Source organism: Klebsiella sp. CN_Kp100 (assembly GCF_040065315.1).
Lineage (GTDB): Bacteria > Pseudomonadota > Gammaproteobacteria > Enterobacterales > Enterobacteriaceae > Klebsiella > Klebsiella oxytoca.
In genome coordinates, this window is the sequence record NZ_JBEAIJ010000059.1 from 88,174 (window position 1) to 102,257 (window position 14,084).

Annotated in this window: 10 protein-coding genes; 5 read left to right on the forward strand and 5 right to left on the reverse strand. The window is 55.4% G+C overall.

Annotated features, from left to right (window positions below; all coding sequences use genetic code 11):
* Positions 1 to 42: 42 nt before the first annotated feature.
* Positions 43 to 1,401 (reverse strand): glycoside-pentoside-hexuronide (GPH):cation symporter, encoded by a 1,359-nt coding sequence (locus ABLV12_RS26275; protein ID WP_049593013.1) that lies wholly within the window; start codon positions 1,399 to 1,401, stop codon positions 43 to 45.
* A 508-nt stretch (positions 1,402 to 1,909) separates the two neighbouring features.
* Between ABLV12_RS26275 and ABLV12_RS26280 the strand changes: the two genes are divergently transcribed.
* Positions 1,910 to 3,844 carry an alpha,alpha-trehalase gene (locus ABLV12_RS26280; RefSeq protein WP_348867475.1) on the forward strand — a complete coding sequence of 645 codons (1,935 nt, stop codon included), beginning with the start codon at positions 1,910 to 1,912 and terminating at the stop codon, positions 3,842 to 3,844.
* Here ABLV12_RS26280 and emtA read toward each other — a convergent pair.
* On the reverse strand, positions 3,735 to 4,346 hold the full coding sequence (emtA, locus tag ABLV12_RS26285) for a membrane-bound lytic murein transglycosylase EmtA (protein ID WP_016808276.1): 612 nt from the start codon (positions 4,344 to 4,346) through the stop codon (positions 3,735 to 3,737). The genes ABLV12_RS26280 and emtA overlap by 110 nt on opposite strands.
* A 95-nt stretch (positions 4,347 to 4,441) precedes the next feature.
* Between emtA and ldcA the strand changes: the two genes are divergently transcribed.
* Together ldcA and ABLV12_RS26295 are read left to right on the forward strand one after the other, a co-directional pair.
* The gene (gene ldcA, locus ABLV12_RS26290) at positions 4,442 to 5,356 is read left to right on the forward strand and encodes a muramoyltetrapeptide carboxypeptidase (protein ID WP_049129085.1); all 915 of its coding nucleotides are present in this window, start codon (positions 4,442 to 4,444) and stop codon (positions 5,354 to 5,356) included.
* Between the two features lie 92 nt (positions 5,357 to 5,448).
* Positions 5,449 to 7,182 carry a potassium/proton antiporter gene (locus ABLV12_RS26295; RefSeq protein ID WP_004103240.1) on the forward strand — a complete coding sequence of 578 codons (1,734 nt, stop codon included), beginning with the start codon at positions 5,449 to 5,451 and terminating at the stop codon, positions 7,180 to 7,182.
* Between the two features lie 16 nt (positions 7,183 to 7,198).
* Here ABLV12_RS26295 and dadX read toward each other — a convergent pair whose 3' ends face one another.
* A complete protein-coding gene (dadX, locus tag ABLV12_RS26300) occupies positions 7,199 to 8,269 on the reverse strand; it encodes a catabolic alanine racemase DadX (protein ID WP_004103243.1) in 1,071 nt (356 codons plus the stop codon).
* 12 nt (positions 8,270 to 8,281) lie between these two features.
* Positions 8,282 to 9,580: a D-amino acid dehydrogenase gene (locus ABLV12_RS26305; RefSeq protein WP_348867476.1), complete on the reverse strand. Its 1,299-nt coding sequence runs from the start codon at positions 9,578 to 9,580 to the stop codon at positions 8,282 to 8,284.
* A gap of 320 nt (positions 9,581 to 9,900) precedes the next feature.
* Between ABLV12_RS26305 and ABLV12_RS26310 the strand changes: the two genes are divergently transcribed.
* The gene (locus ABLV12_RS26310; RefSeq protein ID WP_004103247.1) at positions 9,901 to 11,433 is read left to right on the forward strand and encodes a SpoVR family protein; all 1,533 of its coding nucleotides are present in this window, start codon (positions 9,901 to 9,903) and stop codon (positions 11,431 to 11,433) included.
* 58 nt (positions 11,434 to 11,491) lie between these two features.
* Here ABLV12_RS26310 and fadR read toward each other — a convergent pair whose 3' ends face one another.
* Complete coding sequence (gene fadR, locus ABLV12_RS26315) at positions 11,492 to 12,211, reverse strand: fatty acid metabolism transcriptional regulator FadR (protein WP_004103249.1); 720 nt, start codon at positions 12,209 to 12,211, stop codon at positions 11,492 to 11,494.
* Between the two features lie 245 nt (positions 12,212 to 12,456).
* On the opposite strand from fadR, the gene nhaB reads away from it, so the two are divergent.
* A complete protein-coding gene (gene nhaB, locus ABLV12_RS26320; protein ID WP_024274390.1) occupies positions 12,457 to 14,010 on the forward strand; it encodes a sodium/proton antiporter NhaB in 1,554 nt (517 codons plus the stop codon).
* The last annotated feature ends 74 nt before the right edge of the window (positions 14,011 to 14,084 follow it).

A 14,084-nucleotide genomic window follows, 5' to 3' on the forward strand; every position in this document is an offset into this window, starting at 1 on the left:
AGGCAATAAATCAGATAGCCCTTGCACTTTTTTAGTGTTTAATCAGGATTCAGCAAAAGTTCCGTTTTTCAAATCATCAACGATGCCGTTCATTCTATTTTCAGTTAAGCCATAGAATTTAATAGAGACTGCGGTAAGAACATAAAAAACAGAAGGTACCAGCGTGAATAACAGCACCACCCCCTGTACGGCGGAAGCCGGCTGTACCGTGGTGTTAGCGGCGTAATGGTAATAGGCTAATATCCAGCCAAGGATCGCCCCACCGACGGCGACGCCCAGTTTTATCACAAAGATATTGGCCGCAACGTTCATACCGGTAATACGCCGCTGGGTTTTCCATTCGCCGTAGTTGTTCACATCGGTAATCATCGACCACTGCAGCGCGCCGTTACCGCCCTGAATAATGGAGATCAGAATATGGACCCCAAGCACCAGAAGCCAATATTGCACCGGTACAATAAAGCACACGACCCCCAGCGCAGCGGTCAACAGGTTAATCCAGAAAGAGAGTCTGACTTTACAAAAACGCGTACCGAACGGTTTTGCCAGCACCGAGCCCAGCATGGAGGCAAACATCCCACCAAGCATGAATACCGTAATCACGTCGGCGCCTTTGTGCAGCACGCTATTAACATAATAAACGACGGCGCCGCCGCGAATCACCACGGCGACCAGCATCATAAAATTGTAAACGGAAAGAATACGCCACTGATCGTTACGAAAGAGAATTTTCACGTCGCGGGCAATATTCAGATTTTCTTCTTTAATCGGCTGAACGCGCTCTTTAGTGGTCGCGAAACAGACGACAAACATCAGGCAGCCTATAACGCCAAATATCGCCATGGAGACCTGAATACCCGTCGCCCGATCGCCCGGATAAAGAAGATCAGCCAGCGGTAAAATAAACGCGGTACCCAGCGCACCGCCAATCGGCGTGATGGCAAAACGCCAGGATTGCAGAGAGAGGCTTTCACGCGGATCGGAAGTCAGCGCCGCGCCCAGCGAGCAGTAAGGGATATTTATCGCGGTATACATCAGTGTCATGAATATATATGCCGCCACGGCGTAAACAATTTTTCCCGAGTCAGAGAAAGATGGAATGGAATAAACCAGCACGCAGCTCACCGCAAAGGGGACGCATATCGCCAGCAGCCAAGGACGAAAGCGCCCCCAGCGGGTTGAGGTGGCATCCGCAATCGCCCCCATAATCGGATCGGTAATCGCATCCAGCAGACGAACCAGCAAAAACATCGTCCCCATCACGGCGGGCGGTAGACCATAAATATCGGTATAGAAGTAGGCTAAGATGGCAACGGAGGAGTCAAATACAATATGGCTCGCTGCGTCCCCCAGGCTGTAACCTACTTTTTCTCTGACAGAAATTTTGTCGCCAGCAGACATACATCACTCCTTTACGAAAAAATGAAACCGGTTTCTGTAAAGTCTGCATTTTTTACTTTTCCCTCCTACAGATGCCATTATGTTTTTTTATTAATTATTTATGTTTTTTTATTTATGTGATCCTGTCAGCCTTCAATGGTATTAGAACCCGGTTTTTTGTTTGGCAGATCACATGTTTTAATACTTCGCTAACTTTTTTCAGGCGACAGGGATGAGCCGATAAAAATGCCATATAGGAATACCATGCCGCTTGTCTATTTATTTTTCTTATTCACGGATTATGTTTTTTATCAATTACCAGATATTCAGCGCCCTCCGAAGTACCATACAAGACAGCACTGTTTTAATCGCCAATATTTTGTCGGCGCGGAACAGAGCGATGCCCGGTAAATACTCTGTTTTCACTTAAAATGTTACCTCGGACACGCGCAGCGGCGGATATTCGTCTAAGGTTTTCTGATGGCCGAATGCAGTGGCACATAGTCTGCAATGATAAGGAGAACAATTTATGACGAGTCCGGTTTCCCGTCGCCCCGCAACCCTTCGTCTGGCGCTCGGGGGCGCATTTGTCGCTCTGGCGACGCTGACGGCTCAGGCTGAAGAGACCCGCCCTACCCCGCAATCGCCCGATATCCTGCTCGGACCGCTGTTTAACGACGTGCAAAGCGCCAAACTTTTCTCTGACCAGAAAACGTTCGCTGACGCCATCCCTAACGGCGACCCGCTGATGATCCTTGCCGATTATCGGATGCAGAAAAATCAGACCAGCTTTGATTTGCGGCACTTTGTCGAGCTTAATTTTACCCTGCCTCAGGAAAACGACCAGTACGTTCCGCCAAAAGGGCAAACCCTGCGCCAGCATATCAATGGACTCTGGCCAGTGCTGACCCGCAGTACCGTTGAAGTAGAAAAATGGGATTCGCTGCTGCCGCTGCCAAAACCTTACGTGGTGCCCGGCGGACGCTTTCGCGAAGTCTATTACTGGGATAGCTACTTCACCATGCTTGGCCTGGCTGAGAGCGGCCACTGGGATAAAATCGAAGATATGGTGACCAACTTTGCCGCCGAGATCGACGCCTGGGGTCATATTCCCAACGGCAACCGCACCTACTATCTGAGCCGTTCGCAGCCGCCATTCTTCCCGTTTATGGTTGAACTGCTGGCCACCCATGATGGCGACGAGGCACTCAAGAAATGGCTGCCGCAGATGGAGAAAGAGTACCAGTACTGGATGGATGGCGCTGAGGCGCTTCAGCCCGGCAGCGCCAGCAAGCGCGTGGTGCGCATGGCCGACGGCGCGCTGCTCAACCGCTACTGGGATGATAACGACACGCCGCGCCCGGAATCCTGGCTGGACGATGTGACCACCGCCAAAAATAACCCCAATCGTCCGGCGACTGAAATCTACCGCGATCTGCGCTCTGCCGCGGCATCCGGCTGGGACTTTAGCTCACGCTGGATGGATAACCCGCAGCAGCTCGGCACTATCCGTACCACCTCTATTGTTCCGGTCGATTTGAACTCGCTGATGTTCCATATGGAAAAAGCCATCGCTCGCGCCAGCAAAGCGGCGGGAGACTCGACCAAAGCCGCGAAGTATGACGCGTTAGCCAATGCCCGCCAGAAAGCGCTGGAAAACTACCTGTGGAATGATAAAGAGGGCTGGTACGCCGATTACGATCTTAAAAGTCATAAGGTGCGCAATCAGCTGACCGCCGCGGCGCTGTTCCCGCTGTACGTTAACGCCGCCTCCAGCGAACGCGCTGCGAAAGTCGCCGCCGCCACCGAAACGCGGCTACTTAAGCCCGGCGGCCTGACCACCACCACGGTGAATAGCGGCCAGCAGTGGGACGCCCCCAACGGCTGGGCGCCGCTGCAGTGGGTCGCGGCGGAGGGTTTGCAAAAATATGGCCAGCAAAAAATCGCGATGGAGGTAAGCTGGCGTTTCCTGAGCAACGTCCAGCACACTTACGACAGCAAACAGAAGCTGGTGGAAAAATATGATGTCAGTTCGACGGGAACCGGCGGCGGAGGCGGCGAGTATCCGCTACAGGACGGCTTTGGCTGGACCAACGGCGTCACGCTGAAGATGCTGGACCTCGTGTGCCCGAAAGAGAAGCCGTGCGATTCCGTGCCTACCGCGCGCCCGGCGGCGAATGACGATATCGGCTCGGCGCAGCCTGCCGCGCATCAGCCTGCTGCGGTTGAGGAGAAAAAAGCCGCGCTGGGACCCTTCGCGCGGCGGGACTCCGCCGCGCGTCTTTCTCACTTTACTGTCCCTGAATCGGCTGGGCTGATGACCCCCGGCAAGCTAAGCCAGTGGGGAGCGCCCGTTACATGGCGTCCAGCGCTTTCTGCAGCTTCCAGATATAGCGCGGGGCCTGCGGTGCCGGATGTTTCTTCACCACGTGCTCAAAGAAATCATCGGCGTCCATATCGTTAATCTCCTCAATCGCATCCTGGCGATTAGACGAGAAGGTGCGCAGCAGCGCGCCCGCGCCGTTGGCGTAGGAAACCACCACCGCATAGCGCATCACCTGCGGATCTTTAATCCCCGCCAGCGGACCGTTCTCGAGAATGCTAAGGTAGGCCGCCCCCATAGAAATATTACGCTCGGGATTTTTCAGTTCGCTCACCGAAGGATCGCCGCTCCAGCCCATCCGCCGGTAAACATCGCGCCCGGACGTTGAGGGTTTCAGCTGCATCAGGCCAACCGCGCCGGATTTGCTGACCACCGTCGGGTTGCCGCCGGATTCAATGGCGATAATGGCGGTAATCAGCTGGGGATCAACGCCCCACGCCGCGCCGGCTTTTTCGCTGATTGGCATCCACTGCATCGCCCGCTTAACCGGGACTTCCGGATTCCACGGCGGGTTACGATAATCGTGTTTTGAACTACAACCGGCCAACAATACAAATAAAAAAACACACCATCTCAATTTCACACATCTATCCTTATTGGCTGAAGTTTGCCGCACGGAGATGACAATAAACGCTCCAGGCGGCATGATAACCCTTTCATTCTTAGCAAGGAATTGTCATGTCTCAGTTTTATCTCATCGCCCCCTCCGGCTATTGCATCAACCAGGAAGCGGCGAATCGCGGCGTGCAACGTCTGCAGGAGGCCGGGCATCAGGTGGCGCACCAGGAAGTCATTCCCCGCCGGGCGCTGCGCTTTGCCGGGACTGAGAACCAACGCCTTGCCGATATTAACCAGCTCGCCGCCCTCGACGGCAAAAACCGTATCGTGCTGGCGGTACGCGGCGGCTACGGCGCGACTCGCCTGCTGCCGCAAATTGACTGGCAGGGGCTCATTGCCCGTCAGCAGCGGGATCCGCTGCTCATTTGCGGCCACAGCGATTTCACCGCCATCCAGATGGGCCTGCTGGCAAAGGGTAGCATAATCACTTTTAGCGGGCCGATGCTGGCGGGAAACTTTGGCGCCGAAGCGCTTAATGAATTTACCGAACACCATTTCTGGCAGGCCCTGCGCAACCCGGCGTTTACGCTTGAATGGCACGGCGAGGGGCCCGACTGTCGCGCCAGCGGCACGCTATGGGGCGGCAACCTGGCGATGCTGACCTCGCTTATCGGTACCCCGTGGATGCCGAAGATTAGCGACGGGGTTCTGGTTGTGGAGGATATTAACGAGCATCCCTTCCGCGTTGAGCGTATGCTCTTGCAGCTGCTTAATAGCGGTATTCTGGCGCGCCAGCGGGCGATTATCCTCGGCAGCTTTACCGGCGCTGTCGCCAACGACTACGATGCCGGATACGATCTGCCGATGGTATACGACTACCTTCGCCAGCAGCTTAACATTCCGGTCATCAGCGGCCTGGATTTTGGCCACGAGCAGCGCACGGTCACCCTACCGCTTGGCGCCAGAGCATTGCTGGTCAACAACGCCTCTGCCACGACGTTGAGCATCAGCGGCCACCCGGTACTGACAGAATAAAAATTCCTCTAACGCATATCCTGATCGGCGTCGGATTGTTAAAATGGTGTAGTTTTTAATTTATCTTCACGCCGGTAAGGAGTACGTCAACATTGGACGCCGCTGCGGTCATCAGTCTGTTTATCCTGGGTTCTGTTTTAGTAACCTGTAGCATCTTATTAAGTTCCTTTTCCTCACGCCTCGGCATCCCGATTCTGGTTATCTTCTTAGCCATTGGGATGCTGGCGGGTATTGACGGTATCGGCGGCATTCCGTTTGACAACTACCCTTTCGCCTACATGGTAAGTAACCTGGCGCTGGCGGTCATTCTTCTTGACGGCGGGATGCGCACCCAGGCCAGCTCCTTTCGCGTAGCGCTTTGGCCCGCGCTGTCGCTTGCCACGGTCGGGGTGTTAATTACCTCGGCCCTGACCGGACTCATGGCGGCCTGGCTGTTTAAACTCGACCTGATTGAAGGCATGCTGATCGGCGCGATTGTCGGCTCGACGGATGCCGCAGCGGTGTTCTCACTGCTCGGCGGAAAAGGGCTAAACGAACGCGTCGGCTCAACGCTGGAAATTGAATCCGGCAGCAACGACCCGATGGCCGTGTTCCTGACCATTACGCTTATCGAGATGATTCAGCAGCATGAAACCGGCCTGAGCTGGATGTTCCTGGTGCATATCGTCCAGCAGTTTGGCTTAGGTATCGCCATCGGTCTCGGCGGCGGCTATCTGCTGCTACAGATGATTAACCGCATTGTGCTGCCCGCCGGGCTTTACCCGCTGCTGGCGCTGAGCGGCGGGATCATGATTTTCGCCGCCACCACCTCGCTGGACGGCAGCGGCATCCTCGCGGTCTACCTGTGCGGCTTCCTGCTGGGCAACCGGCCGATTCGCAACCGCCACGGCATTCTGCAAAACTTTGACGGGCTGGCGTGGCTGGCGCAGATCGCCATGTTCCTGGTGCTCGGCCTGCTGGTCACGCCGTCAGATCTGTGGCCCATCGCCATCCCGGCGCTCATTCTGTCGATGTGGATGATTTTCATCGCCCGTCCGCTGTCGGTATTCGCCGGCCTGCTGCCGTTTCGCGGCTTTAACCTGCGCGAGCGCATATTTATCAGCTGGGTGGGTCTGCGCGGCGCGGTGCCGATTATTCTTGCCGTCTTTCCGATGATGGCGGGCCTGGAGAATGCGCGCCTGTTCTTTAACGTGGCTTTCTTCGTGGTGCTGGTCTCGCTGCTTTTACAGGGTACGTCGCTCTCCTGGGCGGCCAAAAAAGCCAAAGTAGTAGTGCCACCGGTCGGATCGCCCATCTCACGCGTCGGGCTTGATATCCATCCGGAAAATCCGTGGGAGCAGTTTGTCTATCAGCTGAGCGCGGAGAAATGGTGCGTCGGCGCGGCGCTGCGCGACCTGCATATGCCGCCGGAAACGCGGATTGCCGCGCTATTCCGCGATAACGCTCTGCTGCACCCCACCGGCAGCACCCGCCTGCTGGAAGGCGATATTCTCTGCGTGATTGGCCGCGAACGCGATTTACCCGCGCTGGGTAAACTGTTCAGCCAGTCGCCGCCGGTGGCGCTCGATCAGCGCTTCTTCGGTGATTTTATTCTCGATGCCAGCGCCAGGTTCGCCGACGTGGCGCAGATTTACGGCATTGACGGGGGAGAAGAGTTTCGCGATCGTCAGCAGTCGCTGGGTGACGTCATACAGCACCTGTTAGGCGCAGCCCCGGTTGTCGGCGACCAGGTGGAATTTGCCGGCATGGTGTGGACTGTGGCGGAAAAAGAAGAGGATCACGTTCTGCGGGTTGGCGTACGGATGGCGGAAGATGAGGCGGAGTGATCCGCCTCGGTTCAGGTTACACTGTCACAACCGGCACGCGCGGCGCAAGGGCGCACATTAATTCATATCCGACGGTGCCGCAGGAGGCTGCGACATCGTCAATTTTGATCTCTTTACCCCATAGCTCGACCGGCGCGCCAATGCCTGCCTGCGGGCAGGTTGTCAGGTCCACCGCCAGCATATCCATTGAGATACGCCCGACCGTTACGGTGCGGACGCCATCAACCAGCACCGGCGTTCCGCTGGGCGCTAAGCGCGGGTAGCCGTCGGCATAGCCGCAGGCAACGATGCCGATTCGCCGCTCCTCAGCCGTGCGCCAGGTTGCGCCGTATCCAACCGCTTCACCGGCTTTCAGATTCTGCACGGCGATAATTTCGCTGCTTAGCGTCATGACCGGTTTCAGCCCGGTATTGGCCACATCCTGCCACTGGCCGGAAGGCGAAGCGCCATAAAGCACGATCCCCGGCCTCACCCAGTTAAAATGCGACTCCGGATGCCACAAGGTGGCCGCCGAGTTCGCCAGCGAGCGCGGGCAATCCAGCCCTTCCGCCGCCTGCTCAATGCGCCGCATCGGCTCCGCGATGCCATCCGGATTTTCCGCTTCGGCAAAATGCGACATCAACGTCATTTCACTGACGTTGCTGAGCGCTCGCAGCTGCTGCCAGACGATTTGCAGACGATCCGGCATAAACCCCAGCCGGTTCATCCCGCTATTCACCTTGACGTAAATATCAAGCGGCGCATGCAGCTTCGCCTGCTGAAGGGCCTTAATTTGCCAGTTACTGTGCACGCTGGTGGTCAAGCGGTATTTATCAAATAACGCCAGCTCATCGGCATGAAAAAAGCCTTCCAGCATCAGTATCGGCCCTTTCCAGCCCAGCTCACGCAGCAGTATCGCCTCTTCAAGATTCAGCATCGCGAAACCGTCTGCGGCGCTAAGCGCATTCCAGACCCTTGCCAGACCGTGGCCATACGCATTGGCTTTGACCACCGCCCACAGGCGCGAGCCGGGCGCCGCGCGGCGAACAATTTGTTGATTCTGGCGTAAGGCTGACATATCAATGCTGGCCTTTACAGGACGAGACATGAAAGCTCCTTGTTAATTGTGAACGCCATGCAGATGCTGAGCGCGGGCCGGCGTAAAGCCGCGTCCGTAGCGGGCGACGGCAAGATCGTCATACGGGATCGCCGGCGTGCGTCCGGAGATCAGGTCGCTAATCAGCTGCCCTGAACCACAGGCCATGGTCCATCCCAGCGTGCCGTGGCCGGTGTTGAGCCACAGATTTTTATACCCCGTACGCCCCACCACCGGCGTACCGTCCGGAGTCATCGGACGCAGTCCGGTCCAGAAGGTTGCCTGTTCAACGTGGCCGCCGCGCGGGAACAGATCGCGCACTACCATCTCCAGGGTTTCACGCCGCGGCTGCAGCAGTTCTTTATTAAATCCAACAATTTCCGCCATTCCGCCAACGCGAATACGCCTGTCGAAACGGGTGATGGCGATTTTGTAGGTTTCATCAAGGATAGTCGAAACCGGCGCGCCGTCCTCTTCCGCGATGGGGATCGTCAGCGAATAGCCTTTCAGGGGATAGACCGGAATATCCACCCGCCCTTTCAGCATGGCCGTCGAATAGGATCCGAATGCCATAACGTACGCATCGGCTTTAATAATTTCAGCGCCGCACTTCACACCCGAGATGAGATCCCCTTCATAGAGCAGTTCATCCACCGGAGTATTAAAACGGAAAGTCACGCCCGCCTGCTCCGCCATTCGGGCCAGACGAGTGGTGAAGAGCTGGCAGTCGCCGGTTTCATCATTAGGTAAGCGCAAACCGCCCGTGAGCTTATGGCTCACTTCTGCCAGCGCCGGCTCAACTTCCAGCAGGCGATTCGCTTCCAGCAGCTGGTAAGGCACGCCCGCATCCTGCAGCACCGCAATATCGCGGGTCGCGTTCTCGAACTGCTTGTCAGTGCGGAATAGCTGGAGCGTACCACCCTGGCGCCCTTCATACTGAATACCGGTGCTCTCGCGCAGCGCTTTCAGGCAGTCGCGGCTGTACTCGGCCAGGCGCACCATTCGTCCTTTATTTTCCATATAGTGGCGAATGTCGCAGTTGCGCAGCATCTGCCACATCCATTTCAGCTGGAACTGGGTGCCATCCAGACCGATAGCCAGCGGAGCGTGGCGCTGGAACATCCACTTAATCGCCTTCAAAGGGACGCCCGGCGCCGCCCAGGGCGCGGCGTAGCCGGGGGAGATCTGCCCGGCGTTAGCGGCGCTGGTCTCTTCGGCCGGTCCCGGCTGACGGTCGATAACCGTCACTTCATGTCCTGCCTGGCTTAAATACCAGGCGCTTGCGACTCCTACAACCCCACTTCCCAGTATGACGACGCGCATAGCGGCTCCGTAATCGTTAAAGAACAATCATCTGATTACAAATTGATAACTCAGATGAAAATATTATTCAACATACGCTTTATTTATGGTGACTTATCTCACAGGATTCTGCGCCAGCGCTGACCCCGTCGCTTTACCATCTCCTGCTGCGCCTCATTTTTCTACAGAATAAAATTCTGATTAAAGCGCAAAACAGCGCCTTTAAGATTGTGAAATCGCGAAGAAAGGAAATGCGGAAAGACGCAGTTTGCGACGCCGTGTTCTATGCTTGTTTAGAGGTTTTCCGTACAGAGAGAACCATCAACAACGAGGGCGCGCTAATGGCTACGATTGATTCCATGAACAAGGACACAACCCGTTTAAGCGATGGACCCGACTGGACTTTTGAGCTGCTGGAGACCTATCTGGCAGAAGTCGACCGGGTGGCGAAGCTGTACCGTCTTGACACCTATCCGCACCAAATCGAAGTCATTACTTCCGAACAGATGATGGATGCCTACTCCAGCGTCGGGATGCCGATTAACTATCCGCACTGGTCGTTCGGTAAAAAATTCATCGAGACCGAACAGGCCTATAAGCACGGCCAACAGGGGCTGGCTTACGAAATCGTCATTAACTCCAACCCCTGTATTGCCTATTTGATGGAAGAGAACACCATTACCATGCAGGCGCTGGTGATGGCGCACGCCTGCTACGGGCATAACTCGTTTTTCAAAAATAACTATCTCTTTCGCAGCTGGACCGATGCCAGCTCAATCATTGACTATCTCATCTTCGCGCGGAAATACATCACCGAATGTGAAGAGCGCTACGGCGTTGATGAAGTTGAAAAACTGCTCGACTCCTGTCATGCCCTGATGAATTACGGCGTTGACCGCTATAAACGCCCGCAAAAAATCTCGCTGCAGGAGGAGAAGGCGCGGCAAAAAAGCCGGGAAGAGTATCTGCAAAGCCAGGTGAATATGCTGTGGCGCACGCTGCCGAAGCGAGAAGAGGAAAAAACCATCGAAGCCGCGCGTCGCTACCCTTCTGAACCGCAGGAAAATCTGCTCTATTTCATGGAGAAAAACGCGCCGCTGCTGGAGCCGTGGCAGCGTGAGATCCTGCGCATCGTGCGCAAGGTCAGCCAGTATTTTTATCCGCAGAAGCAGACTCAGGTGATGAACGAAGGCTGGGCGACTTTCTGGCACTACACCATCCTGAATCACCTTTATGATGAAGGTAAAGTGACGGAGCGCTTTATGCTGGAGTTCCTGCACAGCCACACCAATGTGGTGTTCCAGCCGCCATACAACAGCCAGTGGTATAGCGGTATTAACCCCTACGCGCTGGGGTTCGCCATGTTCCAGGATATCAAACGTATTTGTCAGTCGCCGACGGAAGAGGACAAATACTGGTTCCCGGATATTGCCGGCTCTGACTGGCTTGAAACTCTGCACTTCGCGATGCGCGACTTTAAGGATGAAAGCTTTATCAGCCAGTTCCTGTCGCCGAAAATCATGCGCGACTTCCGCTTCTTCACCGTGCTGGATGACGATCACAACAACTATCTCGAAATATCCGCAATTCATAATGAAGAGGGATATCGTGAGATTCGTTCCAAACTTTCAGCGCAGTACAACCTGAGCAACCTCGAGCCAAACATTCAGGTATGGAATGTGGACCTGCGCGGCGACCGCTCGCTCACCCTGCGCTACGTGCCGCACAACCGCGTGCCGCTGGATAAAGGCCGCCGTGAGGTGCTTAAGCACGTTCACCGCCTGTGGGGATTTGACGTTCTTCTGGAGCAGCAAAACGCCGATGGCAGCGTCGAGTTGCTGGAACGCACCCCGCCGCGGCAGAACCCGCTGTAGCCGTTGAAAAGCAAAACGCCCGGGAAATCACCGGGCGTTTTTTATTCATTCCGTGGGCTTAACGCATATTAATCGCTAAGTCGCCCGGTAGATTCTTCTGCATACGATGCCAGATCTCACCGCTGTCGCGGCCGTAGCGGCGTACGATGTCATAAACCTGCTCATGCAGGCCCTCTTCACAAACTTTAGCCAGCTGATGATAGAAGCCGAGCGCCAGGCTGCGCGCTTCCGGATTGGCAAAATAGTGGCGACCGATACGGGTATATAAGCCTTTCATACCGTTGAGGATCAGACCATAAATGGGATTGCCTGAGGCAAACGCCAGACCGCGGAAGATATTGTAATCCAGCTCGGCAAACGCATCGGCGTGGTCTTCAATTTCACGCGCGCTCGCCAGTACCTCCAGCGCCTTATCCGGATGCTGACGAAAAGCGGTACGGATGAAAATGGTCGAAATATTGGTACGCACGGACAGCAGATTATCAATCAGCTGCGGTACGCTGTCATGGTCGAGACGCGCCAGGGTTTCAAGAATATTCAAACCTGAAGTTTCCCAGAAATTGTTCACCTTTGTCGGTTTACCATGCTGAATGGTTAACCAGCCATCGCGGGCCAGACGCTGCAACACTTCACGTAAGGTTGTACGGGTAACACCAATCAGTTCAGAAAGTTCACGTTCAGCGGGAAGAATTGAACCAGGGGGAAAACGGTTATTCCAGATACTTTCAATGATGTACTCTTCAGCGAAACCCGCAGGGCTTTGCGCCTTAATGACCATAATAAGATTTCCATTACACAGCGTTGCTATTCGACTCATCATACCAGAGCGGCCATAAGGCAGATAGCGCCAGAAAGTAATTAAAAAGGGATCGCCGTTTCATTTTCCACTTTTCATTTCACATTTTCTGTTGCTAAAGAATGTGATGCGAAGAAAGTTGCGTCTCGTTTTGCGCAACTGGTAATCTTGCGTATAGTTACGCATAAAATCATGTTTCAGAATTTGACGGAGAAAGGATGTCTGTCGTGGAAATGTCTTATGGCCGCGCCCTGTGGCGCAATTTTCTTGGCCAGTCCCCGGACTGGTACAAACTCGCTCTCATCATTTTCTTAATTGTTAATCCGCTGGTCTTTTATCTGCATCCGTTTATTGCCGGATGGCTGCTGGTTATCGAATTTATCTTCACCCTGGCGATGGCGCTCAAGTGCTATCCCCTGCTGCCGGGCGGCCTGCTGGCCATTGAAGCGGTATTTATCGGCATGACCACCCCGGGGCATATCCGCGAAGAGGTGGCCAGTAATCTTGAAGTCCTGCTGCTGCTAATGTTTATGGTCGCGGGGATCTACTTCATGAAGCAGCTGCTGCTGTTCATCTTCACCCGCTTGTTGCTTGGCATTCGTAGCAAGATGCTGCTGTCGCTGGCGTTTTGCGTCGCATCCGCTTTCCTCTCCGCCTTCCTCGACGCGTTGACCGTTGTCGCAGTGGTGATAAGCGTTGCCGTCGGCTTCTACGGTATTTACCACAAAGTCGCTTCGGCGCGGCCGGATGATGACAATATGCTCGACGACAGCCATATTGAGCAGCACTATCGCGATGTCCTGGAGCAGTTCCGCGGCTTCTTGCGCAGCCTGATGATGCATGCCGGGGTCGGCACCGCGCTCGGCGGCGTGATGACCATGGTCGGCGAGCCGCAGAACCTGATCATCGCCAAGGCGGCAGGCTGGCACTTCGGCGAATTCTTCATGCGTATGCTGCCGGTTAGCCTGCCGGTGCTGGTATGCGGACTGATCACCTGTCTGCTGCTGGAGAAATTCCGCCTGTTTGGCTACGGCGAACCGCTGCCGCCAACCGTGCGCAAAGTGCTACAGGATTTTGACGATCGCAGCCGCCAGAGCCGCAGTCGTCAGGATCGCCTGCGTCTTATCGCTCAGGGTCTTATCGGCGTCTGGCTGATTATCGCCCTTGCGATGCATCTTGCGGAAGTCGGCCTGATCGGCCTGTCGGTGATTGTGCTGGCGACAACGTTCTCCGGCATCACCGATGAACACGCTATCGGCAAAGCCTTCACCGAAGCCCTGCCGTTTACCGCCCTACTGACGGTCTTCTTTGCCGTGGTGGCGGTTATTATTGACCAGCACCTTTTTGCCCCGGTGATCGAGTTCGTTCTTCAGGCATCGCCGCACGCCCAGCTATCGTTGTTTTATCTGTTTAACGGTCTGCTGTCGTCGATTTCTGATAACGTCTTCGTTGGAACCGTCTATATCAACGAGGTCAAGTCCGCGCTGGAGCAGGGTACCATCAGTTTGCCGCAGTTCGAGCTGCTGGCGGTGGCGATCAATACCGGCACCAACCTGCCATCGGTCGCTACGCCGAACGGCCAGGCTGCTTTTTTGTTCCTGCTGACTTCCGCGCTGGCCCCGCTGATTCGCCTCTCCTATGGCCGGATGGTGTGGATGGCGCTGCCCTATACTCTCGTCCTGACCCTCGTCGGCCTGGCCTGCGTCGAGTTTACCCTGATGCCGGCCACCCAGTGGATGCTGGAGCACGGTTGGCTGGTGACGCCACAACTGCTGAAATAAAATCATCCATGCCCGGCTCAAAACGCCGGGCATTCCATATTCGTTTACGTAATATTTTCAGACTAGCTGCTGGC